27 protein-coding genes are annotated in these 25,265 nt (G+C 73.8%); 13 read left to right on the top strand and 14 right to left on the bottom strand.

The window, feature by feature from the left end; genetic code table 11:
* Positions 1-40: 40 nt before the first annotated feature.
* A complete protein-coding gene (locus ACFVS0_RS12115) occupies positions 41-1,444 on the top strand; it encodes a hypothetical protein (RefSeq protein WP_430588104.1) in 1,404 nt (467 codons plus the stop codon).
* 9 nt (positions 1,445-1,453) lie between these two features.
* Here the strand turns inward: ACFVS0_RS12115 and ACFVS0_RS12110 are convergent, their stop codons facing one another.
* From ACFVS0_RS12110 to ACFVS0_RS12100, 3 genes are all read right to left on the bottom strand, one after another.
* Complete coding sequence (locus ACFVS0_RS12110; RefSeq protein ID WP_430551673.1) at positions 1,454-2,485, bottom strand: pirin family protein; 1,032 nt, start codon at positions 2,483-2,485, stop codon at positions 1,454-1,456.
* A gap of 810 nt (positions 2,486-3,295) precedes the next feature.
* Positions 3,296-4,300, bottom strand: a complete 1,005-nt coding sequence (locus ACFVS0_RS12105) for a hypothetical protein (RefSeq protein ID WP_430588103.1) — start codon at positions 4,298-4,300, stop codon at positions 3,296-3,298.
* A gap of 91 nt (positions 4,301-4,391) precedes the next feature.
* Positions 4,392-4,934 carry a DinB family protein gene (locus ACFVS0_RS12100; protein WP_430562785.1) on the bottom strand — a complete coding sequence of 181 codons (543 nt, stop codon included), beginning with the start codon at positions 4,932-4,934 and terminating at the stop codon, positions 4,392-4,394.
* Between the two features lie 52 nt (positions 4,935-4,986).
* Between ACFVS0_RS12100 and ACFVS0_RS12095 the strand changes: the two genes are divergently transcribed.
* Entirely contained in the window at positions 4,987-5,589 is a 603-nt protein-coding gene (locus ACFVS0_RS12095; RefSeq protein ID WP_429735477.1) for a TetR/AcrR family transcriptional regulator, read from the top strand.
* 39 nt (positions 5,590-5,628) lie between these two features.
* Here the strand turns inward: ACFVS0_RS12095 and ACFVS0_RS12090 are convergent, their stop codons facing one another.
* A complete protein-coding gene (locus tag ACFVS0_RS12090; protein WP_430551670.1) occupies positions 5,629-6,513 on the bottom strand; it encodes a sugar phosphate isomerase/epimerase family protein in 885 nt (294 codons plus the stop codon).
* Between the two features lie 87 nt (positions 6,514-6,600).
* Between ACFVS0_RS12090 and ACFVS0_RS12085 the strand changes: the two genes are divergently transcribed.
* Both ACFVS0_RS12085 and ACFVS0_RS12080 read left to right on the top strand, forming a co-directional pair.
* Positions 6,601-7,245 (top strand): HAD family hydrolase, encoded by a 645-nt coding sequence (locus ACFVS0_RS12085; RefSeq protein WP_430551669.1) that lies wholly within the window; start codon positions 6,601-6,603, stop codon positions 7,243-7,245.
* A 21-nt stretch (positions 7,246-7,266) separates the two neighbouring features.
* Complete coding sequence (locus ACFVS0_RS12080) at positions 7,267-8,274, top strand: phosphotransferase family protein (RefSeq protein ID WP_430588102.1); 1,008 nt, start codon at positions 7,267-7,269, stop codon at positions 8,272-8,274.
* 4 nt (positions 8,275-8,278) lie between these two features.
* Here ACFVS0_RS12080 and ACFVS0_RS12075 read toward each other — a convergent pair whose 3' ends face one another.
* Entirely contained in the window at positions 8,279-9,115 is an 837-nt protein-coding gene (locus ACFVS0_RS12075) for a GAP family protein (RefSeq protein WP_430588101.1), read from the bottom strand.
* 133 nt (positions 9,116-9,248) lie between these two features.
* Between ACFVS0_RS12075 and ACFVS0_RS12070 the strand changes: the two genes are divergently transcribed.
* Positions 9,249-10,583, top strand: coding sequence for a sensor histidine kinase (locus tag ACFVS0_RS12070; RefSeq protein WP_430588100.1), 1,335 nt, complete (start codon positions 9,249-9,251; stop codon positions 10,581-10,583).
* A 113-nt stretch (positions 10,584-10,696) separates the two neighbouring features.
* A complete protein-coding gene (locus tag ACFVS0_RS12065) occupies positions 10,697-11,311 on the top strand; it encodes a response regulator (protein ID WP_430588124.1) in 615 nt (204 codons plus the stop codon).
* 58 nt (positions 11,312-11,369) lie between these two features.
* Here ACFVS0_RS12065 and ACFVS0_RS12060 read toward each other — a convergent pair whose 3' ends face one another.
* The 3 genes from ACFVS0_RS12060 to ACFVS0_RS12050 form a co-directional block, all read right to left on the bottom strand.
* A complete protein-coding gene (locus ACFVS0_RS12060; RefSeq protein ID WP_430588099.1) occupies positions 11,370-12,260 on the bottom strand; it encodes a carbohydrate kinase family protein in 891 nt (296 codons plus the stop codon).
* A 36-nt stretch (positions 12,261-12,296) separates the two neighbouring features.
* Complete coding sequence (locus tag ACFVS0_RS12055) at positions 12,297-14,255, bottom strand: NHL domain-containing thioredoxin family protein (protein WP_430588098.1); 1,959 nt, start codon at positions 14,253-14,255, stop codon at positions 12,297-12,299.
* A 326-nt stretch (positions 14,256-14,581) separates the two neighbouring features.
* Entirely contained in the window at positions 14,582-16,102 is a 1,521-nt protein-coding gene (locus ACFVS0_RS12050; RefSeq protein ID WP_430588097.1) for a P-loop ATPase, Sll1717 family, read from the bottom strand.
* A 232-nt stretch (positions 16,103-16,334) separates the two neighbouring features.
* Between ACFVS0_RS12050 and ACFVS0_RS12045 the strand changes: the two genes are divergently transcribed.
* Positions 16,335-16,679 (top strand): hypothetical protein, encoded by a 345-nt coding sequence (locus tag ACFVS0_RS12045; protein ID WP_430588096.1) that lies wholly within the window; start codon positions 16,335-16,337, stop codon positions 16,677-16,679.
* 32 nt (positions 16,680-16,711) lie between these two features.
* On the opposite strand, the gene ACFVS0_RS12040 is transcribed toward ACFVS0_RS12045, so the two are convergent.
* Positions 16,712-17,905, bottom strand: coding sequence for an FAD-dependent monooxygenase (locus tag ACFVS0_RS12040; RefSeq protein WP_430588095.1), 1,194 nt, complete (start codon positions 17,903-17,905; stop codon positions 16,712-16,714).
* A gap of 103 nt (positions 17,906-18,008) precedes the next feature.
* On the opposite strand from ACFVS0_RS12040, the gene ACFVS0_RS12035 reads away from it, so the two are divergent.
* Positions 18,009-18,560, top strand: a complete 552-nt coding sequence (locus ACFVS0_RS12035; protein WP_430588094.1) for a TetR/AcrR family transcriptional regulator — start codon at positions 18,009-18,011, stop codon at positions 18,558-18,560.
* An 11-nt stretch (positions 18,561-18,571) separates the two neighbouring features.
* On the opposite strand, the gene ACFVS0_RS12030 is transcribed toward ACFVS0_RS12035, so the two are convergent.
* The gene (locus ACFVS0_RS12030) at positions 18,572-18,793 is read right to left on the bottom strand and encodes a hypothetical protein (protein WP_430551660.1); all 222 of its coding nucleotides are present in this window, start codon (positions 18,791-18,793) and stop codon (positions 18,572-18,574) included.
* Between the two features lie 73 nt (positions 18,794-18,866).
* A complete protein-coding gene (locus ACFVS0_RS12025; protein WP_430588093.1) occupies positions 18,867-19,112 on the bottom strand; it encodes a hypothetical protein in 246 nt (81 codons plus the stop codon).
* A 78-nt stretch (positions 19,113-19,190) separates the two neighbouring features.
* Here ACFVS0_RS12025 and ACFVS0_RS12020 point away from each other — a divergent pair, with 78 nt between their 5' ends.
* Entirely contained in the window at positions 19,191-19,916 is a 726-nt protein-coding gene (locus ACFVS0_RS12020) for a cation transporter (RefSeq protein WP_430588092.1), read from the top strand.
* Positions 19,917-19,965: 49 nt separating this feature from the next.
* Here ACFVS0_RS12020 and nrdI read toward each other — a convergent pair whose 3' ends face one another.
* Positions 19,966-20,421, bottom strand: coding sequence for a class Ib ribonucleoside-diphosphate reductase assembly flavoprotein NrdI (nrdI, locus tag ACFVS0_RS12015; protein WP_430588091.1), 456 nt, complete (start codon positions 20,419-20,421; stop codon positions 19,966-19,968).
* 189 nt (positions 20,422-20,610) lie between these two features.
* Between nrdI and ACFVS0_RS12010 the strand changes: the two genes are divergently transcribed.
* A complete protein-coding gene (locus ACFVS0_RS12010; protein ID WP_430551710.1) occupies positions 20,611-21,450 on the top strand; it encodes an aldo/keto reductase in 840 nt (279 codons plus the stop codon).
* 71 nt (positions 21,451-21,521) lie between these two features.
* On the opposite strand, the gene ACFVS0_RS12005 is transcribed toward ACFVS0_RS12010, so the two are convergent.
* The gene (locus ACFVS0_RS12005) at positions 21,522-22,370 is read right to left on the bottom strand and encodes an ABC transporter permease (protein ID WP_430562773.1); all 849 of its coding nucleotides are present in this window, start codon (positions 22,368-22,370) and stop codon (positions 21,522-21,524) included.
* A complete protein-coding gene (locus ACFVS0_RS12000; protein ID WP_430551655.1) occupies positions 22,367-23,329 on the bottom strand; it encodes an ATP-binding cassette domain-containing protein in 963 nt (320 codons plus the stop codon). The genes ACFVS0_RS12005 and ACFVS0_RS12000 overlap by 4 nt, the downstream gene beginning before the upstream one ends.
* A 123-nt stretch (positions 23,330-23,452) precedes the next feature.
* Between ACFVS0_RS12000 and ACFVS0_RS11995 the strand changes: the two genes are divergently transcribed.
* Genes ACFVS0_RS11995 through ACFVS0_RS11985 form a run of 3 tightly spaced genes read left to right on the top strand, consistent with a single transcriptional unit; the run spans position 23,453 to position 25,174 of the window.
* Complete coding sequence (locus ACFVS0_RS11995) at positions 23,453-24,253, top strand: TetR/AcrR family transcriptional regulator (protein WP_430588090.1); 801 nt, start codon at positions 23,453-23,455, stop codon at positions 24,251-24,253.
* A gap of 31 nt (positions 24,254-24,284) precedes the next feature.
* A complete protein-coding gene (locus tag ACFVS0_RS11990) occupies positions 24,285-24,557 on the top strand; it encodes an HPr family phosphocarrier protein (protein WP_430551653.1) in 273 nt (90 codons plus the stop codon).
* A 59-nt stretch (positions 24,558-24,616) separates the two neighbouring features.
* The gene (locus ACFVS0_RS11985; protein ID WP_430562770.1) at positions 24,617-25,174 is read left to right on the top strand and encodes a vitamin K epoxide reductase family protein; all 558 of its coding nucleotides are present in this window, start codon (positions 24,617-24,619) and stop codon (positions 25,172-25,174) included.
* The last annotated feature ends 91 nt before the right edge of the window (positions 25,175-25,265 follow it).

Genomic DNA, 25,265 nt, shown 5'->3' with positions numbered 1-25,265 from the left:
TCGCGCCCTCCCGGCGCGCATCCGGAGCCCAGGGGGAACCATGCAGGCACGCGCGATCACCGTCGTCGCCCTCGTCACCGCCGCGCTGCTCGCGGAGCCGCTCGCGGCCGTCGGCGCCCCGGCCGCGTCGGGCGCCGTCCCGAGCGCCGTCGCCCACGCCCCCGCCCAGGCCCTCCCCCAGGCCCCCGGCATCGACGACACGGTGCCGGACGACGTGGTCGACGACACGGTCCGCTGGCAGTCGTCCGTCACCCGGCCGGACCTCGCGCGTACCGCCGCCGCACAGACGGACCGCAGGGTGCACCGGGTGGACGTCGCGGTCGCGACGCCGCGCTGGATGTCGAAGACCCGGGCGTCGCGGCTGATCCGGGACGCCGACGTCGACGCCCTGCTCGCCAAGGTGTCGACGTACTGGTCGACGCAGTCGGGCGGGCGGGTCCGGTTCGTGCGCTCCTCGGCCGTGAAGCGCGTCGAGACCGGCGACGGCCGGTGCACCACGACCGGTCGCATCCTCACGCAGGTGAAGCGCGGCGGGCGAGCGCACTACGGCGCCGACTGGATGGACTCCACGACGCGCGGCCCGGGCACGCGCGAGCACCTCGTGGTGCTCTTCCCGTACCTGCGGGGCGACTACCCCGGCGGCCCGCGCGAGTCGGAGACGTGCGGCGGCACGCTCGGGCTCGGCTCGCTGCCGAGCAAGGCGAGCCGGGACAACCCCGGCGGCTGGTCGTTCTCCCTGTTCGGCGGCCCGGGCGGCGCGACCCGCAGCTCCCGGTTCACGCACCCCCAGTACCGGACGGCGGTGTCCACGCTGGCGCACGAGCTCGGCCACAACATGGGCCTGGAGCACTCGGGCGTCGGCTGGTGCACGGGGAGCGTCCCGGACCGGACCTTCACGTCCTCCCGCTGCGGCGCGGTCGAGGGGCTCGACCCGATGGACCTCATGGGCGCCGACTTCGCCGCGGTCGGCACCGCCCCGCTGTCCGGCGCGCAGAAGAAGCGCCTCGGCGTGCTCCCGGCGTCCGACATCGTGACCGTCACGAAGAAGGGCGGCGCCCGCACCGTCACGCTCGACGCCCGGCACCGGACCACCAGCCGCCCCACCCTGCTGCGCGCCGTCGACCCGAAGACGGGGCAGTACTACTACGTGGAGCTCCGGCGCCCGTCCGGGGCCACGTACCGGCGCCTCGGCGGCATGCCGTGGCGGGCGGCGGGCAACTACACGGTCTCGTACGGCGTCACGGTGAGCCGTCTCGGGTGGCGGGGCTCGACCTGGGCCTATCCCGGCGAGCACCTGATCGTGCCGATGGGCAAGGAGTCCGCCCGGCGGTCGACCCTGCGCGAGGGGTCGTCGTTCACGACCCGCTCCGGCGCGATGCGGCTCACCGTGCGCTCCTCGTCCGCCGGCGTCGCCACCGTGCGGGTGACGTTCCCCCGGGCCTGAACCGCGCCGTCAGCGCCGGGTGCGCGGGCGCAGCCGCACGTCGGGCAGCACCGGCGCGCGCAGCGGCCCGCTCGCGTAGCCGTGCACCTCGCCGAACCGGCGGCCCGCGGCGCCGTCGGCGTACCGCGTCGGGGTGCCCTCGCCGGAGTCGGCGACCTGCGCCATCCAGTCCGCGCGGGCCCGCGCCACGTCGTCGTGCGTGCGCCCCACGAAGTTCCACCACATGACGACGTCCTCGGTGAACGGCTCCCCGCCGATGAGGACGGCGCGCACGGGCGAGGCGCCCGCCGTCACGACGAGCCGGTCGCGGCCGGGGGCCACGTAGCCGAGCTCGGCGGGCGGTACGACCTCGCCCTCGAGGCGGGCGTCACCGGCGTCGACGAGCAGGGCGTGCTCGAAGCCCGGGGCGGTCCCCAGCGTGACGCTCCCGCCCGCGGGCAGGTCGAGCTGGGCGCCGACGAGCGGCGTGTACGTGCGGGCCGGGGACACGAGCCGCTCCCCCGCGACCTCGAGCTCGCCCATGAACACCTGCACGCGCGCGCCGTCCGCGGTCGCCACGGGCAGGTCGCCGTGGTGCTCGAAGTGCGGCTCGGACGTGCGGTCGGCCTCGGGCAGCACCGTCCACAGCTGGACGCCGTGCAGCCGGGGCGGGCGGCCCTCCGCGGGCGACTCCTCCGAGTGCGAGATGCCGACGCCCGCGGTCATGAGGTTGAGCTCCCCGGGCCGCACCGTCTGCAGGGACCCCACCGAGTCGCGGTGCAGGATCTCGCCCGCGAACAGCCACGAGACGGTCTGCAGCCCGATGTGCGGGTGCGGCGGCACCTGCATCCCCGCCGACGTCGACACGTCGTCCGGCCCGTAGTGGTCGCAGAAGCACCAGGCACCCACGAGGGACCGCTGCCGCTGCGGGATGGTGCGCCGCACGTTCATCGCGCGGGGACCGCCGAGGGGGACGTCGCGGGCGGTCAGCAGCTCGACGCCGGCCGGGCGGTCGCCGGCGGTGCAGGTGCGCTCGGCGGGACGCGTCTCGAGGTTGCTCATGGCCCGAGCGTAGGCCGCGCGGTGCGGCCGGCGAACCCAGGACCCGGGAAATGCCGAGGCCCCCCGGGGCGGCCGGGGGGCCTCGGAGAGAACCGCGTACCCCTGATCGACGGTCCCGGGGACCAGGGGTGCCGTGGCGACGTCACGACCCCGACCGCTCGCCGTGTCCCGTCGAGGCCTGGTGCGTCGTCGCCTCTGCAGAACCCGTTCTCCACGAACAGCCGGACGCGGGTGGTCTTCCGGCCCCGTACAGGCACCTGTGTCGTCACCCACAACCCGCACCGCGGTACGGGACGGCCCGTCGTTCTCCGGTCGACCGTGTCCCGTGGAGCGGGCAGGCGGCCGCCCTCTCGGGTGATCGTCGACCCGATCTCCGCAAGACCGGTACGCACGTTTCTAGACCTGCTACGGGTGCGGTGCAAGGGGTGTGGAGCAGGTTTTCCGGGTGGATCCTCCGGCCACAGGCTCGTCCACAGGGCGACCCGCGGAATCCCCACGTCACCCACAGCCCTGTGGAAGAAATTTGTGGACGACGCGCCGGGCGCGACACGCCCCACCCGCCCGCCGGGTCGCCGCGCCGCCCGCGACAGGCCCGGCGCCGCCCCGCCCGGCTCGACGCACGATCCGCAGGATCTCGCGGTTCCCGCGGGGGTTCGGTCCGTCCGGCCCCGCACCTCCGCACGACCGACGTGAGCCCACCGCACACCGTTCCACGGTGGAACGTCGCAGGTGAGGGACCACGGGAAGGCGGTCACCGTCCACCCCGCCCTGTGGACAGAGGCTGTGGACAGCGGCTGTGGACGACGCTCCTCACACCCAGGCGCGCGACCCCGGGGTCGGGCTCGCGCGGCGCAGCTCCAGCTCACGGGCCGTCACCTCGAACCCCGCGTCGTCGAGGACGGCGCCGCCGGCCCGGCCGAGCAGCAGGGTCGCGACCCTCGCCAACAGGGCCCGCGCCCGGTCCCGGGCGATGACGTGCAGGCCCGACGGGTCGGAGACCTGGAGCTCGTACGGGTCCTGCGGCCGCCACTCCAGGCGGACGACGGTCGCGGGAGCCCCGTCGGGCCACGACCGGGTCTCGAGCGCGCGCGGCAGCCCGCCCGCCGCCTCCTGGGTGACCACCAGGTCGCCGTCGTACGCGGTCCGGGCCAGCACCCGGTGGCCGGGGCCACCCGGCACGGCCGCGAGCGTGGCGGTGGCGACCACGGCCCGCACCACCTCGAGCAGCTCCCCGGCGGGCACCGGCCGCGCCGGCCGGACCGAGAGGTCGACGGAGGCGCCGGGGTCGGGGCGCAGCACCTGCCGTCCGTCGGCGAGCAGCAGCCCCGAGGTGCGCCGGGCCACCGCGACCGCCCAGCCGACGAGCCGCAGCTCCTCCCCCACGGGCAGCGCCGCGGCGAACGCCCGTGCGATCCCGTCGCGGTCGTCGTGCACGGCGGGCCGGCCGCCCCGGACGTCGAGCGCGCCGTCCGCGCGGCCCAGCGCCCAGGCCTCCGCCGGGTGCGCGCACCCCAGCGCCGCCGCCGCGTCGGCGTCGAGCGGGAAGGGCCCCGTGGCGCGGTGCTCCTCGCCGAGCCGCAGCACGCCGGCGGCGGGCCGGGCCGCGGCCCGCACGCCGTGGAACCGCGCCCCGCCCGCGGGCCGGGCGGGCGCCGCGGTGGACGGTTCGCTCAGCCAGCGGACGTCGTCGAACCAGGCCGCCGCCAACCCGGGCACGTCGTGGCTCGGCCCGACGCCGTCGTCGGCCGGGCGCGGCACGACGAGCACGTGGTCGGAGGTGTGCTCCGCGGGGACGAGCGCCGGGACGGAGGCCATGGCGCGGACCGTACCGGTCGCACCGTCACCCCCGTGTCACGACCGTGTTGCGAACGTGTGACCTGCGGAGACGCGCGGGCGGTGCCGTCCGTCAGGCGCGCACGTCGTGCAGGTGGTGCACCACGTCGTGCAGGAAGTACCGCCCCAGCGTGCGGACGGTGAAGACCGAGCCGTTGGACCGGCGGCCGGTGCGCTCCGCCTCGCCGGGCGCGACGGCGTCGAACGCCGCGGCGACGGCCGCGCCGTCGGCGTCGAGCTCGGCGACCAGGGTCGCGACGTCCTGGTGGGCGTAGTCGCCCTCGAGCGCCGCGACGTCCTGGTCCCAGTTCGCGAACGCCGGGTCGTCCTCGGCGAGCATCAGCGCGAGGCGCTCGTCGAAGATCCGGAAGACGTCGCGCACGTGGGCGCCGTACTCGAGCGTGGACCACACGTCGGGACGGGGCCGCTCGGCGACGTCGGGGCGGCCGAGGGCGGCGCGCCAGCGGGGCAGCGTCCCGCGCACGGCCTGGCCGACGTCCGACGGCTCCACGCCCGCGGCCGAGAAGCCGCACTCGGGACAGGGGCGCTCGAGCACCCAGGTCCAGTCCTTGGTGTCCGGGACGATGCCGTCCGGCTGTGCGGTGGGGTCGGTCACACCGGAACCCTAGCGTCCCGAGGTGCTGACAACGGATGCCTATGATGTCAGCATGCCCAAGATCATCGGGAAGAGCCTGCACGAGCACCGCCAGATGACCCGGCACAAGCTGTTCACCGCCCTCTCGACGCTGATGTCCGAGCGGGGGTTCGACTCCGTGACGCTGGCCGACATCGCGACGGCGGCCGGCGTCGGTCGCACCGCGGTCTACAACCACTTCCCCGACAAGGAAGCGCTGCTGCTGGGGTTCATCACCCACGAGACCGAGCAGTACGCACAGACCCTGGAGCGGGCCCTCGCCGAGGTGGACGATCCCGTCGAACAGCTCCGGACGTACATCCGCCAGCAGGCTCAGCTCACCCGCGTCTTCCACCTCGCCCCCGGCCCGGACCTGCGCACCGTGCTGTCGCGCACCACCCAGGCGCGGCTGCGCGAGCACGCGGAGATCGTGGAGTCCATCCTCAAGCGCATCCTGCGCGCGGGGATCGCGGAGGGAGAGTTCCCCGAGCAGGACATCGAACCGACCGTGCAGCTGGTCAACGCGTGCCTGTCGGGCCGGCTCATCCCGGACGACCCCGCCGCGCGCGAGCGCGCGATCCGCGCCACGGAGGCGTTCGTGCTGCGCGCCGTCGGCGCCCGCGTCGCCGCGGCCTGAGAGCTCCGCCCGGCCGCCGTCCCCCGCCTGCCCGGCGGCCTACCAGGCGTCGGCGGGCAGGTGGTGGTGCTCCGGCGGGGGCGGCTGGTACGGCTCCGGCACCGGCGCGAGGTGCGCCCGCGCGAACTTCAGCGCCGCCTGCAGGTCGGCGTGCCGCTCGCTCGCGGTGCGCGCCTTGCGCGTCGAGATCTCGACGACGACGTCGCCCGCGTAGTCGCGTCGCGCCAGCTCCTCCAGCACCTTGTCGCACGCCATGTCGCCGCGGCCGGGCACCATGTGCTCGTCGCGGCCCGACGCCGTCCCGTCGGCGAGGTGCACGTGCCGCAGCTTGTCGCCGAAGCCGTGCACCAGCGCCAGCCCGTCCTGGTGGGCGATCGCCGCATGGGAGAGGTCGAGGGTCACGGCGTCGTAGTCGTGGTCCGCGGGGTCCCATCCGGGCAGGTAGGCCTTGAGCTCCCGGTCGCCGCGGGAGCGCGGCTTCCACGGGTACATGTTCTCCACGGCGACGGTGACGCCGTCGGCCTCGTGGACGCTGGCCTCGTTGAGCTCGTGGACGAGGTCCTGGAACTGCCGTGCGTACTTGTACTGCCACCGGAACGGCGGGTGCACCACGACGGTCGGGGCCCCGAGCTCGCCCGCCATGTCGACGGCGCGGCGCAGCTTGTCGGCCGGCGACCGGCCCCACACCCGCTGGCTGACCAGGAGCGTCGGCGCGTGCACGGAGCGGATCGGCATGCCGTGCTCGTCGGAGAGGCGCCGCAGCGCCGCGGGGTCCTGCGTGGCGGGGTCGGACCACACCATGACCTCGACGCCGTCGTACCCGAGCTCGGCCGCGACCTCGAACGCGAACGCCGCGCGACGTGGGTACACCGAGGCGGTCGACAGCGTCACGGGGACTGCCTGTGCTTCGCGCGGTTCGGCCATGCTCCGCACGATAGCCGCCGCAACTGGACGGAGGCTGACAAGCGGCTGTCCCCCGCCCGCGCGCACGACGACCGATAGGGTCGCGGCATGGTGCGTGCGGTGGTGTTCGACGTCGGCGAGACCCTCATCGACGAGACCCGGATCTGGACCCGCTGGGCCGACCGCCTGGGGGTGCCCGCACTGACGTTCCTGGGGATCCTCGGCGGGTGCGCGGCCCTCGACCTGTCGCACCGGCACGCGTTCGAGATGGTGCGACCGGACCTCGACGTCCCCGCCGAGATCGAGCGGTGGGCGACGGACGACCCGACCGGCCTGCGGGAGAACTTCGACGCCGACGACCTCTACCCCGACGTGCGCGAGGCGCTGGCCGCGCTGCGCGCCGCCGGGCTCGCCGTCGTCGTCGCGGGGAACCAGCCGCCCCAGGCGCGCGCCGCGCTCGAGGCGATGGATCTGCCTGTCGACGCGATCCGCACCTCCGACGAGTGGGGCGTGCAGAAGCCCGCACCGGAGTTCTTCGCGAAGGTCGCCGAGCTCACCGGCGTGCCCGCCACCGAGATCGCGTACGTCGGCGACCGGCTCGACAACGACGTCCTGCCCGCCGCCGACGCCGGGATGGTGCCGATCCTGGTCCGGCGCGGCCCGTGGGGCTTCCTGCACGCCGAGCGCCCCGAGGCGGCGCGCGCGACCGTCGTCGACTCCCTCCTCGAGCTGCCCGCGCTCCTCGCGGGCTGAGCAGCCGCTACGCTCGCGCGCGTGCTCACCAAGACGGCGGTCTCCGACGCACAGGTCGTCGCGCTGCTCGCGCCGCTGGGCGTCGTGCGACGCGTCATCCCGCTGAGCGGCGGCCTGTTCGCGAGCGTGCTGCGCGCGGACCTCGCCGACGGGCGGACGGTGGTGGTCAAGGTGACCGGCGCGGACACGTCCCGCCTGCTGCGCTACGAGCACGGCGTGCTCGGCACGGAGGCGGCGGTCGACCGGGTGGCCCACGCCGCCGGGCTGCCCGTGCCGCGGGTGCTGCACCTCGACACGACCCGCGCCCACGTGGACGGCGACGCCCTCGTCACGACCTTCCTCGACGGCGACCTGTGGAGCACCCTCGAGCTGGACGGGGCGACCGCCGGCCGGGCCCGCCGCTCCCTGGGCGCCCTCATGGCCCGGCTGCACCGCCTCGCCCGCGACGACGACGCCCGCGACCGGTTCGGCTACCCGGCGCCCGAGTCGGGGCTCGCCGCCGCCACCTGGCCGGAGGCGTTCGCCGGGATGGTGCGCGCCGCCCTCGACGACGCCGCCCGCTGGGGCGTCGACCTGCCCGCCGGCCGGCTCGTGGCCGCCGTCGAGCGGCACCACGACCTGCTCGCCGCCGTCACGACGCCGCGGCTCGTGCACGCCGACCTCTGGCCGGGCAACCTCCTGCTCGACCCCGCCGACCGCACGGTGGTCGGGGCGATCGACGCCGAGCGGGCGCTGTGGGGCGACCCCCTGTTCGAGCTGGTCGGCGCCGACCAGCTCGGCGCCGGCGCGGTGGACGCGGACCTGCTCGCCGGGTACCGGGACGCCGGCGGGGACCTGGGCGTCGGCGACGGCACGCCCGATTCGGGCGACCCCGACGCCTGGCAGCGCCTGCGGCTCTACCGGGCGTACTTCGCCTGCCTCCTCGTCGTGGAGATCGTGCCCCGCGCGTACGAGGGCGACTGGGTGGCCGGGTACGCGCGCACCGCACGCGCCAACCTCCAGCGGGTGCTGGACGAGCTGGACGCCTGACGCGTCAACCGGTCCAGCCGAGCCGGCCGAGGGCGTTGAGGGCGAGCAGCACGCCCAGGATCCCGAGCGCCCACCCCGTGAGCTCGGCGGCGTTCCTCGACAGCCACCTCTCCAGCCGTGCCAGCAACGGCTCGACGAACCGTGCGGCGACGAGCCGCCCGCCCAGCAGCAGCAGCGCCGGCAGCACCATGACCACGCAGTACGCGGCGAGGACGCCGAGGCTCGTGCCGGTGCCCAGGTCCGACGTCGTGATGAGGCCGATCGCCGCCAGGTACGGCAGCATCGTGCCGACCTCGAGCGCCACCGCGCCGAGCGCCAGGCCCAGCAGCGGCAGCAGCGACGCGTGCGGCGCCGCGACCGTCGACGTCGGGGTCGTGCCGGGCAGCAGGCCCGGCACGGGGCCGCCGGGCGTCGTCGTCCCCGCCTCGATGCCCATCGCCCGCGCCCGCCAGCGCACCAGCCGCCCGGACTTCGCGCCCTGGCGCGCGGCCCGGGCCTCGGCCTTCTTGCCGTCGAAGCGCCAGCTGATGGCGAACAGGAAGACGCCGAGGGCGAGCTGCAGCAGCATCGCCGGCCGCGAGTCCAGCGCGTCGCCGTACCGGTCCAGCAGGGCGCCCGCGCCGAGCATCACCGCGATCCCCACGGCGAGGTAGAAGCCGGCGACGGTGCCGAGGTAGGCGAGCAGCCGCGCCGGGCGGGGGCGGCCGGGCGCCATGAGCAGCCACACGGGGATGAGCAGGGTGCCGAAGCTGGTCGAGTCGATCAGCGCCAGCACGACCAGCGCTCCCGCGAGCACGCCGAGGCCCGCGCCTTCCAGCCCGCCGACGTCGATGAGGTCCATGCCGACGATCCTCGCGGCGCGGCACGGATGCCGTCGTCGCCCGAACGACTGATCCTGCACCGTGGTGGGACACGCGGCACGGGTACACCCTTCGACCGATCCGCCGCGGGACGCCCTGTGCTGGGATGGTGCGGTGACGACCGACCGCCCCGCCCCCACCCTCCTCGGGAGGCTCGTGCGGGTGTGGGGCGGCGACGACCGGCGCGGCGACGTCACGACCGCGGTGACGCTGTTCCTCCTCGGCTGGCTGTTCCTCGAGGTCGGGCTCGTCGACCTCTACACCTGGGACCCGCCCCTGACGGCCCAGGCCGAGCCCTGGTGGCGGGTGGCGCTCCTGGCGGTCGGCTGCGCGATCACCCTCGCCAAGCGGTCGCGGCCGATGCTGGCGCTCGCGGGCGGCGCCGTCGTGACGGCGGTCGACGTCCTGTGGGGCGGCAGCCTCGCGATCATGCTCGTGTTCTGGGACCTGCTGTACGCGGCCGCGCTGTGGACGGGCCCGACGGCGCGACGTTGGCTGTGGAGCACGGCGCTCGTGCTGGCGGTGGGCGGTGCGATCGCGGTCGGCGAGGTGACCCGGGACGCGCGGATGTTCGTCTACGCGGGCCTGCAGTTCGGCGCGATCCTGCTGGTGCCGATGTGGTGGGCCGACAACGTGCGGCAGAAGTCCGAGCTCGCGGCGGTGGAGCGCGCACGGGCCGACGAGGCTGCCCGGGCGGCGGAGCTGGAGCGCAAGCGCGCCTCGGACCTCGAACGGATCGCCGAGCTCGACCGGCACGAGGCCGTGCGGGCGGAGCGGGCCGCGATGGCGCGCGACCTGCACGACGTCATCGCCTCGCACCTGTCGACGATCGCGATCCACTCCGGCGCCGCCCTGGCCGTCCCGCCGGACGTCGCACGCGACCGCGGAGCGCTGGAGCAGGTGCGGGCGAGCGCGGTCGCGTCGCTCACGGAGATGCGGTCCATGATCGAGCTGCTGCGCGCCGACTCGGCGCGCGACCCGCTCGCCGCCCCCGGGCGGCTCGACCGCCTGGACGACCTGCTCGACCTCGCCCGGGCGGGCGGCACGGTCGTGACGGCCGACGACCCGGACGGGGTCGCCCGCGCCGAGCTGCCCGCCGCCGTCGGGCACGCCCTGTACCGGATCGCGCAGGAGTCGCTCACCAACGCCCGCAAGCACGCGCCCGGGGCGCCGGTGACGGTGCGCCTGACCCGCGAGCCCCGGCCCCGCGGCGGTGCGGTGGCGCTGGAGGTGCGGAACGCGGCTCCGCCGACGGGGCAGGGTTCGCCCGCCGGCGCGGCCGGGCTGCCGCTCAGCGCCGGGACGGGCATGCTCACGATGCGCGAGCGTGCGGAGGCGCTCGGCGGCACCTTCGAGGCCGCCGCGACGGACGACGGCGGGTGGGCCGTGCGCGCGCGGGTGCCGGCCGGTGCGGAGAACGGCCGAGAGAACGGGGGAACCAGGAGATGACGACGCCAGCGACCCGGGACGGCGCGGCAGGCGGCACGGCGGGCGGCACGGCAGGTGGCACGGTCCGCGTGCTGATCGCGGACGACCACGCCGCGATCCGCGCCGGGCTGCGGATGCTCCTGGACGCGGCGGACGACGTCGAGGTGGTGGGCGAGGCGGCCGACGGAGACGCCGCGGTGACGAACGCCCGCGCGCTGCGCCCCGACGTCGTGCTCATGGACCTGCGCATGCCGGGGACGGACGGCATCGCCGCCACGCGCGCCATCGCCGCCCAGGGCCTCGCGGACGTCCTGGTGCTCACCACGTTCGACCTGGACGAGTACGTGGACGGCGCGCTGCGCGCGGGCGCCGCCGGGTTCCTGCTCAAGACGGCGGAGCCCGCCGCGCTGCTCGACGCCGTGCGCCGCGTCGCGGCCGGCGACGGCGTCCTCGCGCCCGAGGTCACCCGCCGCGTGCTCGCCCAGCTGTCGGGGACCGGCGTCGCGCCGGCCGCCATGCCCGCCGCCGGGCCGCCGAGCCTCGTGGACCCCCGGCTCGGGGACCTCACGCCGCGCGAGGTCGACGTGCTGGGCGCCCTGGGCCGAGGGTTGTCCAACCAGGGCATCGCGGACGAGCTGGTGATCACGGAGGCGACGGCCAAGACCCACGTGTCGCGCGTGCTCGCGAAGCTGGGCGTGGTGTCGCGGATGCAGGCGGCGATCGTCGCGCGGGACGTCGGCCTGGCCTGATGCCCCCCTGACGTGATCGACGGCGCCGGCGACGTGAGCGCCAGCGCAGGGAGACGCGTCAGCCGGCAGGCGCGAGGCCCGGGCTGCGCACCACCCGCGCGGCGTGGGCCGCGGCCGCGGCGAGCGCCTCGGCGAGGTCCGCCCCGCCCAGGTGGGCGTCGAGGAAGCCGGCGAAGAACCCGTCGCCCGCGCCGTTGGTGTCCACGACGTCGTCCACCGGTTCGGCGGGGGCGTCCACGAAGCCGTCGGCGGTGAGGGCCGTGGCGCCGCGGGCGCCGTGCGTGCACACCACCAGCCGGGCCCCGGCGTCGAGCCGCTCGGCCATGAAGGCGCGGTGGTCGGGAAGCCGGTCGGAGCTGAGGAACACGTGCGTGCCCGCGTCGGCCCACGGGCGGTGGAACGCGGTGACTCCGTCGTAGTCGTGCAGGTCCACCCACACGTCGCGGCCCCGCTCGGCGGCCGCGACCAGGACGGGGACGGAGTGCGCCGCGAGGTCGACGACGACGGCCGCGGCGGCGTCCACCGCCGCGAGCGCCGCGTCCCAGCCGGGCCCTGTGGCGGCGACCTCGCCGGGCGCGCGCAGGTAGACGGACAGCCGGCCGCCGCCGGTGTCCATGAGGTTGAGGTGGCTCTCGGTGCGCCCGTCCGGGGACGGTTCCGCGAGCACGCGCACCCCGGCGTCGTCGAGCACCGCGCGCACGCGGGCGCCCTCGTCGTCGTCCCCGAGCACCGTGCGCAGCACGACGCCGCGCCCCAGGCTCGCCAGGTTGAGCGCCTTGCCGGCCGAGGTGCCGCCGACCGTGTCGTACGCGCCGCGCGCGAACACGGTGTGGGGCGTGGGATCGGGCAGCGCGTCGAGGTGCACGATCCGGTTCCAGGACGCGGGGCCGGCGACGAGGACGTCGGCGGTGCTCGGTGTGGTGCTCGGTGTGGTGCTCGGTGTGGTCACGACCGGCACCCTAGGGTGCCGCGGCCTCGGCCCGCGTCAGCCGCGCAGCGGCAGGCTGAGCGTCGCGTCGCCGTCGGGCGTGACGCGCACGGGCACGCCCCAGTCCTGCTGCGCCAGGTGGCAGGCGGGGAAGACGTCGGGGTCGGGCTCGCCGTCCGGGCCGAGAGGGACGACGTCGCACGACGCCGCCTTCGCGGTCACGTGCAGCACGCCCTCGGCGACGTCCGGGTTCAGCACCAGCACGCGGTCCAGGTCGGTCCCGTCGCCCGCGCCGTCGAGCAGCAGCTCGGGCGGGGTGGCGCTGACGCGCAGCTCGGTGGACGGGCCCCAGCGGACGTCGAGCTTCTGGCCCGGGGCGGGCACGAACGGCACGTCCAGGCGCAGCTCGCCGGGCGCGACCTCCGTCGCCGGGCGCGCCACCCGGTGCGCACCGCCGTCGAGCACCTGGCCCGCGACGTCGGCGGGCAGCGCGACCCGGGTCAGCCGGTGCGCGGCGGACTCCACGACGAGCAGGTGGACCGCGTCGTCGGACGTCTCGACGAGCACGTCGCTCGGCTCCGCGAGGCCGGTGGCGAGCGTCGTCACGGTGCCCGCCGCCGGGTCGTACCGCCGCAGCGCGCCGTTGTACGTGTCGGCGACGACGACGCTGCCGTCGGGGAGCGACGCCACGCCCAGCGGGTGCTGCAGCAGCGCCTCGCCGGCCGCGCCGTCGCGGTGGCCGAAGTCGAACAGCCCCTGCCCGACGGCCGTGCTCACGGCGACCGTCCCGTCCGCGGCGGGCACGACGCGGCGCAGGGCCGACGTCTCGGCATCGGCGAGCCAGAGCGCGTCGGCGGCGTCGGGGCCGCTCGCGGCGGCCAGACCGGACGGCTGCGCGAACCACGCGTCGGCGCCCGGCCCGTCCTCCAGCCCCTCGTTCATCGTGCCGGCGAGCAGGCGGATCGAGCCGTGCCCGTCGCTCGCCACCGGGTCGAACGCCCACAGCGTGTGGTTCCCGGCCATCGCGACGACGAACGCGCCGAGGCGCGGCGACCACGCGACGTCCCACGGGGAGCTGAGGCGCACGGCGGCCGCGGGGTAGGTCGCGGCCGGGTCGAACGCGTCGGTCGACCCGACGACGTTCTCCTGCCCGCCCACCATGAACTGCTCGCCCGTGCCGGCCACCGTTCGCACGCGCCCGGTCGCCAGGTCGACGCCGCGCAGCGCGTGGTTCACCGTGTCGGCGACGAGCACGTCGTACCCGAGCGCCGGGCGCAGCTCGTCCGGCACGCGGCACAGACCGTTCGGCTCGCTGAACCGCGCCTCGTCGGGGGCCGCGTCGCCGCGGGAGTCGGCGAGCCCGCGCTCGCCGGAGCCGATGCGCCGCACCAGCGTCTCGCCGTCGGGGGCGAGCTCCGCCAGCGCGTGGTGGCCGGCGTCGGCCACGAGCAGGTTCCCGGACGGCAGCGCGACCGCCTTGGCCGGGAAGCGCAGCGTGCCCGACGTGGGCTCGGGCGGCACGTACGGCCCGTCGCCGCGGTGCAGCGTGCCCTTCGCGTCGTGCTCGGCGACCAGCTCGTCCACGATCGCCTCGATCGCCGACGCGTGCCCCTCCCCCGCCATCTGCGCCACGACGTACCCCTCCGGGTCGACGACGACGAGCGTCGGCCAGGCCCGGGCCGTGTACGCGCCCCACGTGACCAGCTCCGGGTCGTCGAGCACCGGGTGGTGCACCTCGTACCGCTCGACGGCGGCGGCCAGCGCGTCCGGGTCCGCCTCGTGCGCGAACTTGGGCGAGTGCACGCCCACGATCACCAGCTCGTCGCGGTGCCGCTCCTCCAGCTCGCGCAGCTCGTCCAGCACGTGCAGGCAGTTGATGCAGCAGAAGGTCCAAAAGTCGAGGACGACGATCTTGCCGCGCAGGTCGGCCAGCGTGACGTCGCGGCCGCCGGTGTTGAGCCAGCCGCGGCCGACCAGCTCGGAGGCACGGACGCGGGGCAGTCGGGAGGAGCTCACCGATCCATTCTGCGGGATCCGCCGGGTGCACCCGTGTCGCGGCGGCCCGGCGACGCTTCGGCAAACTCGGGCTGCCGACCGAGACCCTCCAGTCATGAGACCGCTGTGGTATCCCTGCTCGCCGCCCAGACCTCCCCGGAGTTACGCCCTTCCCGCCTCCCGGTGTCAACCACCACGGGTTACCTTGAGCAAGTCCGAAGGAAACTCAGTCAGATTTGACATACAGCAACCAATGGGGCACCCACCTGCCCGGAGGGCGAGGTGCTTCGCATATCGGATCGAGTCATTACCCACTGGAATTCGCAGTGGGTTACCTAGATGGATGTCTAATCGAGTTCATCACCGTCATCAACGACTTCTCCATCGCCCTTGCCGCCAGACGCGAAGGCCTTTCCGTTGGTAATAGCCATCCCGCCACGATAGAGCATCGGCACCTTATATGTCGGCCCGGTCTGCTCAAGAAACCCGAGTCCTACAAGGCGCTTTATCGCATCGCCATTCTCCGGTCCGAGTATTGTCGCAAGGCTTTCCGGATTATGTTCCGCCTTGCCATTCTCAAAAAGCCGCACCGTAGCCGCGGCGGAACCTGCCTCTGCAAGTAGCGTGTCCTCAACACGCTCTTTACTAAGTTCAAGCAGGGCGCGCTTCAGCGCGTCACCCGTAAGAAGCGGTTCGCCGGCAACATAGTTTCGACCCGCGCTGGCCTCGCGACGTTGCTGTGCAGCTACCGCCTTCGTGACGAGGTCGACAAGATTTCGAGGTGACTTTACGTCGTTGCCATCTCGAATCCGAGTAAGAATCCATTTCCATGTCGTCGGACGTCGTAGACCAGGATCAACCTGGGCAGGAAAAACTCGGTCGAAGATTTCATCGTCGCTCATTCCATCGAGATCGGCCGCGGCAACAAAGTCGCGCGATTCTTTGATGCGCTGAATCAGCAAGGCATAAAGATCGGCATCCTCCCAGGTGATGGTGATTTTTCGAGCATTTACGTGGGTAAGGTTGACGAAACCGCCGACGATCACACGTCCGAGGAGATCGTTCCTGATGAACAACTTGGGTCGAACATGCGTAAAGTCCTGCATGTCAAGGTACGCGCGAAACAATGCGCGCAGTGCAGGGTGCTCGACATCTGGCGTCGCCTGAAAAGCCTCATCCAGCCGATCCAAGACAAGCCACAGCTTGAAACCGGTCTCTTCGAGACAGTTTTCGAGCAATCGCAACGCATCGTCGTGCCGCACGAATTCAGCGGGCTCCAGGGCCCGGCTTCCGCGTCGACCAAATGAAGCCTTCGTGGCAACGAGCGGTATGCCGTCTGGCGAGATAGTCCACGTTGATTCGACTGTTTCGGGCCGGAGAATATCGACCAACTGGGAGAATAGTGATTGCGGCGCCGAGTTGTTCGAACGCATCCCCCCCTTGGTCAGCACTTCATCAAGACGCTTTAGTGACCCGGGGCGAGCATCGCCATGCAATTCAAGGAGCCAGTTCCCTGCCAACATGAGGAAATAGGCTTTCCACACTCGCGTGTACTCAGGCTCCTGCAGCACGCCGGCGTCGAGGAGGCGCTGGAAGACGGGGGTCCCGGCCGGGTTGAATGCGGGGAGCACTTCGACATCGCCTAGATCGGCGTAAGAAGTGTAACGCTCCTTGAGGATCCTAAAAAGGGCAGATTTTCCGGTTCCTTTGTCCCCGGCGACCGTGTCGCCCTCATCACGCCTTAGGCGGGCAAACGTGTCGGTTTCAATGAAATAGTCCGCGAGAGCGGTGTCGAACTCGGCGACGGGTGAACCTAGGGAGATCTTGCTCAGCAGAGACGCCACCGTCGGGGTTTCGTTTGAGGTCACGAGGACATGCTGGCGGGCCTTCTCACATCAGGCAAGGGTGGCGCGTGGCAATCACCCGTAGGTACCCGGCTTCCGCGCCGCGGCCGCCGGTGTTGAGCCAGCCGCGGCCGACCAGCTCGGAGGCACGGACACGGGGCAGTCGGGAGGAGCTCACCGATCCATTCTGCGGGATCGGCCGGGTTCACCCGTGTCACGGCGGCCCGGCGACCGGGACGGCCGCCACACTGTGCCCATGACCGACGACGCCGGCGCGCCCGCTGCAGCTCCCGTCCCCGCCGCCGGCGGTTCCGTCGACCCCGAGTTCCCGCCCCGCAAGCCGTCCGCCACGGCGCTGGTGGTGGGGATCGTCCTGCTGGTCGTCGGGCTGGTCCTGTTCCAGGCGGGCCAGCAGATGCTCGTCGACGGGATGGTCGTCCTGGAGGACGAGCAGCCCCCGAGCGGCGACGTGCCGTACTACCTCGGCCTGATCACCGCGGCGGTCGGCCTGGTCGTCGTGCTCGCCGAGGTCTGGCGACTCGCCAAGCAGCTCGACGTCGTCTACAACCGGGCGATCGGCGCTCCCCCGGGCGGCGAGTGACGAGCCGAGGTGACGAGCGCCCGTGACGCCGCTCAGGCGGCGTCGGGCAGCTCGACGGCGTGGGCCGCCCTGTGGATGGGCGCCGTCATCGCGGCCATCATGCGGTCCTTGCCGGGCAGCCTGTCCATGACCCGCAGCATCGCGAGCGAGGCGCGCACCTGCCCACGGGTGGCGACCACCATCCGCTTGATGTTCGCCGGTCCGAGCGCCTGGTTCGCCGCCACGAACGGGCGCATCCGGCGCTCGTAGTCCGCGAACGCGGCGACGGGGTCGTCGTGCGCGTCGAGGGCGGCGGCCAGCACGTACGCGCCGACGAGCGCCAGGCTCGTGCCCTGCCCGGACGCCGCCGAGGCGCAGTACGCGGCGTCGCCGAGCAGCACGGTGCGGCCGGCCGACCACCGCTCGGCGCGCACCTGGCTGAGGGAGTCGAACAGCAGGTCGGGCGAGGCGGGCACGTCGGCCAGCAGGCCGGGCACCTCCCAGCCCTCGCCGGCGTACGCGTCGGCGAGCAGGCGCTCGCGTTCCGCGCGCCCGAGGTCCCGGTGGCCGAGGGGCCCCGACGACCACAGGAACATCGCCCGCGCGCCCTCCTCCCGCGCCGTGGCGTAGACCAGGGCGGTGCGGCCGGGCCCCACGTAGGTGACCTCCTCGCGGTCGAGGCCGAGCCGGTTGGGGACGGTCGCCACGGCGACGTAGTACCCGAGGTCGACGACGTGCCGCTCGTCCGGCCCGAGCACCAGGTTCCGCGTCCGGGAGCGCAGCCCGTCGGCGCCGACGACGACGTCGTAGCGCCCCGTGCGACCCGAGGCGAGCTCCACCTCCACGCCGTCGCCGGTGTCCACCAGGGACCGGATCGAGTCGCCGTGGACGTGCTCGACGCCGGCCGCCCCCTCGCGCAGCAGGCGGTGCAGGTCGCCGCGCAGCAGCTCGACGTCGTCGTGCACGCGCCCGCCGAAGGTGTCGCCGTCCATGCTGGCGGCCCGGCGCCCGCGGGCGTCGACGACGGTGCCCGCGCGGACCTCCGTGCGCAGGCTCCGCGCCTCGTCGAGCAGGCCCATGCGGTCCAGGACCTGTAGCGCGGCGCCCCGCACGTCGACCTTGTAGCCGCCGTCGCGGGGCGCGGGCGCCTGCTCGACGACGGTCACGACGTCGCCGCGGGCGGCGAGCCGGTGCGCGAGGGCGAGGCCGGCGACGCCGCCGCCGGAGACGAGGACGGAGCGGTTCATGGGAGTTCTCCTGACCCTGGGAAGGTGGCGCGCACCACGCTAGACCCGATTCAGACGATCGTGCAAGACGTTCGTTTCAGACGTTCGAGCTAGCATGGGCACCATGCGCTCCACCGACAACAGGGCCGCGCTCCTCGCCGCCGCCCGGACCTGCCTGCGCGACAAGGGGTACGCCCGCACGTCGGCACGCGACGTCGCCACCACCGCGGGCGTGAGCCTCGCGGCGATCGGGTACCACTTCGGGAGCAAGGAGGCGCTGCTCGACGCGGCCCTCGTCGACGCCCTGCGCGACTGGGGCGACGCGTTGGAGGCCATCGGCGCCGAGGACCTGGGTGCGTCGCCGGGCGAGCGGTTCCGCGCGGTGTGGCAGCGGGTCATGGCGTCGGTCGCCGACGACCGCGCCCTCTGGGCGGTGCAGCTCGAGCTCGTCGCGGCCGCCGCGCGCGACCCGGAGCGGGCCGCCGCCGTCGCCGCCGACAACGCGCACGCCCGCGCCGCGCTGGCCGAGCTCTTCGGGGTCCCCGACGCCCAGGGCGCGCTCGTGCAGATGCTGCTGCTGGGGGCGGTGTCGCGGGTGCTCCTCGACCCCGACGACGCCGTCGGCGCGGACGAGCTGCTGGAGCAGGTGGCCGCGCTCGCGGCGCTGGCCGCCTGAGCGTCAGGACGTCAGAGCGCGGTGACCGCGCCGACCACCGTCACCTGCACGGGGACGCCGTCCACCTGGGGCGGCACGTCCTTGCGCGCGCTGAGGGAGACGACGTTCACCTGCAGCACCCAGTCCGTCTCGTCGCCGCGCTGGGCGAGGCCGACGCCGCGCACCCCCTCGACGCTCTCGAGCGCCTCGCGCAGGGCGGGCTTGGCGGCGCGCGCCTCGTCGATCGTGACCATGGAACACCTCCGACCCCTCCATTGTGCGCCACCCGCCGACAGGGCCGCAGTCCGGGTGCCGTGACCTGCGCCCCTATCGCACGGTCGGGCCCTCGACCTCCACGGGGCTCTGCGGGGACCGGCGTTCGATGCGCAGGTCGAGGGTGCTCCGGGACGTCGGGGCGACCGTGATCCGGGCCTCGCCCTCGCCGGCGTCGATGGCGCGCACGTGCAGGTGCCCGTCCTTGAGCTTGATCGCGAACTGGTTCGGCCCCGCGACGAACCGCACCTCCCGGTCGTCGTCGATCACCGTGGGGCCCAGGGGGAGACTCTTCGCCATGGGTACAGCATGCCTGCCACCCGGGCCGCCCCCGCCGGCCCTGGTCGACGGTACAGGTCTCCGTGTACCGTCAGCGGGGTGACGAGCCTCCCGCTGCACCCCCTGCCGTCCGCCCGCCGCGCGCTCCTCGAGCGCCGGGTGCGCTGGATCGTCGCCGCGACGATCACGTACAACGTCGTCGAGGCGGTCGTGGCCATCGCGGCAGGGCGCGCGGCGTCGTCGTCGGCGCTGGTCGGCTTCGGCCTGGACTCCGTGGTCGAGGTGCTGTCGGCGGCCGCGGTCGCCTGGCAGTTCGCGGCGCCGGACCCGCACCGCCGCGAGCGCACGGCGCTGCGGCTCATCGCGCTGTCGTTCTTCGGGCTGGCGCTGTTCGTCACCGTCGACGCCGCCCGCACGCTGCTCGGCGCGGCCGACCCGGACCACTCCCCCGTCGGCATCGCTCTCGCGGCGGTCAGCCTCGCGGTGATGCCGTTCCTGTCGTGGGCCGAGCGGCGCACCGGCCGCGAGCTCGGCTCGGTGTCCGCCGTCGCCGACTCGAAGCAGACCCTGATCTGCACGTACCTGTCGGCGGTGCTGCTGGTCGGGCTCGTCCTCAACGCCACGCTCGGCTGGTCGTGGGCCGACCCGCTCGCGGCGCTCGTCATCGCCGGGTTCGCGGTGCGCGAGGGCGTCGAGGCCTGGCGCGGCGACGCCTGCTGCACCCCTGTCGGGGCGCTCCTCGCAGGTGACGAGGGGTGCGACGACGACAGGTGCGACGACGGCTGCTGCGCTCCCCCTGACGGCGGGGCGGCCGGTCCGCGCTGACCGTGCGGCGGCGCCGTCGCCGCCGGCCACCCCGCCGGGTCGTGCGGTCTCAGGCGGGCACGCGTGCGTGCCGCTCGCGCAGCCCGGCGTCGAGGGCGGCGAGGACCTCGCGCGCCTGCTCGACGTCCCACCTCGTGCCCTGGAGCTCGAACTCGAGCAGCACCGGGCGCCCGGACGCACGCGCCACCTGCCGCGCCGCCGCCTGGTAGTGCGGACCGAAGTTCCGGTTGCCCGACCCCATCACGCCCACGAGCCGGCGTCGCGTCACGGGGTCGCGCAGGAACCGGCGCACCGGCTCGGGGAGGGTGTCGTTGTCCGGGTTGCCGGTCTTGTACGACGGCGTCACCAGCACCCACGGACCGTCCGGCACCGCACGGCGCACCGCGCGGTCGCCGAGGTCGTGGGCGGGGCGGCCGAGGCGCTCGCAGAACTGGCGCACCATGCCCGACGCGGACGACGCGAAGTACACCTCGACCTGGTCGGACGGTGCCTGCTCGGGCGACATCGGGCCTCCTGACTGGGCGGCTGCGGGCCGCCGGGACGACACCTCCAGCGTGCTCCCGGCACCCGTGGGACGGCGACCCCGGGCGCCATGGGATCGATCACGCAGCGCCGTCATCTCGGCGGCGCGCCCCTCACCGGCGCGGACGCGATCTCGCTGCGGCACCGCCCCGTCCGCGACAAGATGGGTGACATGAGCACCGAGATCCCGTCCCTGCCCCTGAACAACGGCACGTCGATCCCGCAGCTCGGCTACGGCGTCTTCAAGGTCCCGCCGGAGGAGACGCGCGAGCTGGTGCTGACCGCCCTCGAGGCGGGCTACCGGCACATCGACACCGCGCAGATGTACCGCAACGAGCGCGGCGTCGGCGAGGCCATCGCCGCGGCCGGGCTGCCGCGCGACGAGCTCTTCGTCACCACCAAGCTGAACAACGCGTTCCACGAGCACGACGCCGCGCTGGAGGCGTTCGACCGGTCGCTCGAGGAGCTCGGCCTCGACCACGTGGACCTGTTCCTCATCCACTGGCCGCTGCCCGCCGTCGGTCGGTTCGTCGAGGCGTGGGGAGCGCTCGAGGAGCTGTACCGCTCGGGCCGCACCCGCGCGATCGGCACGTCGAACTTCCAGCCGCACCATCTGCGCCGCATCCTCGCGGAGGGCACCGTGGTGCCCGCCGTCAACCAGGTGGAGATCCACCCGTGGTTCGGCAACGAGGAGGTCCGCGCGTTCGACGCCGAGCACGGCATCGTCACCGAGGCCTGGTCCCCTCTGGGCCGCGGCCGCGTGCTGGAGGACCCGACCCTCGCCCGCATCGCCGCCGAGCACGGCCGCACCCCCGCCCAGGTGGTGCTGCGCTGGCACGTGCAGCGCGGCGACGTCGTCTTCCCCAAGTCCGCGACGCCGTCGCGCATCCGCGAGAACCTGGAGATCTTCGACTTCGAGCTCTCCGGCGGCGACATGGCCTCCATCACCGGCCTCGACCGCGGCGAGCGCATCGGCTCCCACCCCGACGAGATGAACAACACCGGCCGCTGACCGATCGCCGCGAGCACGAAGGGCGCCCACTCCCGCTCGCGAGAGCGGGCCCCCTTCATGCGCACAGCACGTCACACGGCCTTGCGGGTGGCGCGGATCCCGACGAGCAGGCCGACGGCGCAGGTGGCGGCCGCGGCGACGACCCCCCACAGGACGGCGCTGTCGGCGAACGTGCCGCCGAACAGCACGCGCTCGGCGTCGACCATGTAGGTGAGCGGGTTGAACTTCGCCGCGGTCTGCATCCACGACGGGCCGGCCTCGAGCGGCAGCATCATCCCGGACAGGATGAGCAGCGGGAACAGCAGCGACTGCTGCACGCCCCAGAACAGCCACTCCCGGTTCTTCGACGCCAGGGCCAGGGCGTGCGACAGCGCCCCGATCCCGACGCCGAACACGCCGAGCAGCACCAGGCCGGCGAGTGCGGGCAGCACATGGAACGTGAACCCGAAGGGGATGCACACGACGGCGATGAGCAGCCCCTGCGCCAGCAGCGGCGCGAACTCCTTGAGCGCGCGGCCCACGAGGATCGCCGAGCGGTCCAGCGGCGTCGCGAGCACCCGCTCGTAGGAGCCGGTCATGATCTCGTACAGCAGGTTCGAGCCGGTCATCGAGGTGCCGAACAGCGAGATCATGACGATCACCCCGGGCACGAACCACTGCAGGGTGTCCGCCGTGCTCGCTCCCCCGCCGCCGAAGCCACCACCGAACGTGCCGGTGAGCAGCGGCCCGAACAGGCCGAGGAAGATCAGCGGCTGCAGCAGCGAGAAGATCAGCGTGAACGGGTCGCGCAGCACCAGCAGGATCTCGCGGGTGAAGACCGCCCCCGTGTCCGAGACGAACTTGCCCGGCCCGGTGCGCGTGACGATGCGCGGCGCCTCGTGCTGCGCCGTCGTCGTGGTGGTGCGGGTCTGCTCGGTCATGCTGCCGCCTCCTCGCGCAGGCTCCGGCCGGTGAGGTTGAGGAACACGTCGTCGAGGCTGGCCTGGCGGGCGCTCGCCGACGTCGTGGCGATGCCGGCCACCCGGAGCGCCTCGATGACGGCGGGCAGCGCCTCGGCGCCCTGCGCCGTGCCGACCCGCACCTGCAGCCCGGCGTCCTGCGCCGTGAGCTCGACGTCGCCGAGAGCGTCCGGCAGCGCGGCCCGGACCGCCCCGCCGTCGTCGGTCGCGACGACGACGGTGAGGGTGTCGTCGGCGTACCGACGCTTGAGCGCGTCGGGCGCGGCGTCCGCGATGATCTCGCCGTGGTCGATGACGACGACGCGCTCGGCCATGCTGTCCGCCTCGTCGAGGTAGTGCGTGGTGAGCACCACGGTCATCCCGTACCGCTCGCGCATCGCCGTGATGTGCCCCCACAGGTTGGCCCGCGAGTGCGGGTCGAGACCGGTGGTGGGCTCGTCGAGGAACAGCAGCGGGGGGTGGTTCATCAGCCCGAGCGCGACGTCGAGCCGGCGACGCTGGCCGCCCGACAGCGACTGCACCGACCGCTTCTCGAGGCCGCCCAGCTCGAGCGCCGCCATGAGGTCAGCGGCGCGCTCCCTGTAGACCTCCGGCGGCAGCCCGTAGAAGCGGCCCTGGTTGTGCAGCTCGTCGGCCACCTTGTAGCTGAAGCCGCCGCCGTTGCCCTGCCCGATGAAGCCCAGCCGGGCCCGCACCTGCGCGGGGCTCTTGACGACGTCGTACCCGGCCACGGTGGCCTCGCCCGCCGTCGGCTCCAAGAGCGACGTCAGCATCCGCAGCGTCGTGGACTTGCCGGCCCCGTTGGGCCCGAGGAAGGCGACGAGCTCGCCCTCCGCCACGTCGACGTCGATCGCCTTGACCGCCTCGACGGTCTCCTTGCGACGGCTGAACGTCTTGGTCAGCCCTCGTGCTCGAATCATCTCCGCACCTCTTCCACCCTCATCTCTCGTACGCTGTACTGGAACTAGTCTCGACTCTAGCCAGGGGGTCCGACAAGACCCGTGCGCGAGGACGGGACCGCCGGGATGGGAGGATGACGAGCCATGTCGAGCACTTCTCCTCAGCCGCCGGACGACGGCGTCCCCCGCCCGCCCGAGGTCGTGCGGCGGCTGGCACTGCTGTGGGACCCGCCGCAGCCGTCGGGCCGCGGCCGCCGGGCCCGGCTGACCCTCGACGACGTCGTCGGCGCGGGCACCGCGATCGCCGACGCCGACGGGCTGGAAGGGCTGTCGATGCGGAAGGTCGCGGCACGTCTCGGCGTCGGCGCGATGTCGCTGTACACGTACGTGCCGGGGCGCACGGAGCTGCTGGACCTCATGATCGACCGGGCCTTCGCCGAGCTCGGGCTGCCGCCCGCCACGGCGACCTGGCGCGACGGCCTCGCCGCGTACGCCCGCGCGCACTGGGAGCTGTTCCAGCGCCACCCGTGGATCCTGCAGACCAACATGTGGCGCCTGCCCCTCACCCCGTCGGTCCTCGACGCGCAGGAGTGCGGGCTGCGCACCCTCGTGGACACCGGGCTGCCGGAGCGTCAGGTGGTGGAGATCGTCGGGCTCGTCGACGCGTTCGTGCGCGGGCTGGCGCGCTCGACCGTCGCGGAGTCCGCGGAGAAGGACGCCTCCGGGCAGAGCAACGACGAGTACTGGACGTCAATGAGCAGCTTCTGGGTGGACCACTTCGACCCGCAGCGCTACCCCACCATGCTGCGGATCTGGGACGCGGGCGGCTTCGACGCCGAGGCCACGCCGTTCGAGGCCTCGCTGGAGCGGCTGCTCGACTCCGTGGGCATGGCGATCGACCGCGCGCGCGGGACTTCCCAACCCGGCGGCCCGTCCCTACGATGAACTGGTCCAGACCACCGTCCCGGAGGACCCCATGGAACGCACCGTCGTCGTCGCCATCACCGAGGGCCTGCACGCCCGCCCGGCCGCGCTCTTCGCGCAGAAGGCCGGCCAGCAGCCGGTGCCCGTGAAGATCGCCAAGACCGCCGGCGGCGACGCCGTGGACGCCGCGAGCATCCTCGGGATCATGACCCTCGGCGCCTCGGTCGGCGACGAGGTGGTGCTGCGCACCGAGACCGACGGCGACGACGCCAGCACCGCGCTCGACGCCCTCGTCGAGTTCCTGTCGCAGGAAGCGGTGGCCTGACGGACAGGCCCGCCCGGCCGAGCGGGTTCTTCCACTCGGCCGGCTGGCTGTTCGGCGAGATGCTCGTCGGGGCGCTCGTCGGGCTCGTCGCGGCCTTCGTGCTGTCGGTCGACGCCGTCGAGCTCGCGGCGAACCCGGACGCCGCGCTGGCGTGCGACATCAACGCCGTGATCTCGTGCGGCACGGTCGGCACGTCGTGGCAGGCCAGCCTGTTCGGCTTCCCCAACGCGTTCCTCGGGCTGATCGCCGAGTCCGTGGTCATCACCGTGGCCGTCGCGGGCCTGGCCGGCGTGCGGTTCCCGCGCTGGTTCATGACGGCCGCCCAGACCGTCTACCTGCTGGGGTTCGTCTTCGCGTACTGGCTGTTCTGGCAGTCGATGTTCGTCATCGGCGCGCTCTGCCCGTGGTGCCTGACGATCACCGTCTCCACGACGCTGGTCTTCGCGTCGATGCTGCACTGGAACATCCTCGAGGACAACCTCTACTGGCCCGCCCGGATGCAGTCGTGGGCGATGTCGCTGGTGCGCTCCGGCGCGTTCGGCATCCTCACCGCCGCCTGGTTCCTGCTCCTCGCCGCCGTCGTCCTGCTCAAGTACGGCACGGCCCTCTTCGCCTGATGGCGTGGACAGGAAAGAGGGCCCCCCCGTCAAAGAGTAGGACAACCGCCCACCCGCCCCACACCGGCGCGTGGCAGAGGAAGAGAGGACA

The sequence above is a fragment of the Isoptericola sp. NPDC058082 genome, assembly GCF_042885055.1.
In the GTDB taxonomy this organism is placed as follows: domain Bacteria; phylum Actinomycetota; class Actinomycetes; order Actinomycetales; family Cellulomonadaceae; genus Isoptericola.
The sequence above is the reverse complement of the archived record's forward strand: the minus strand, read 5'-3'. Positions and strand labels throughout refer to the sequence as shown.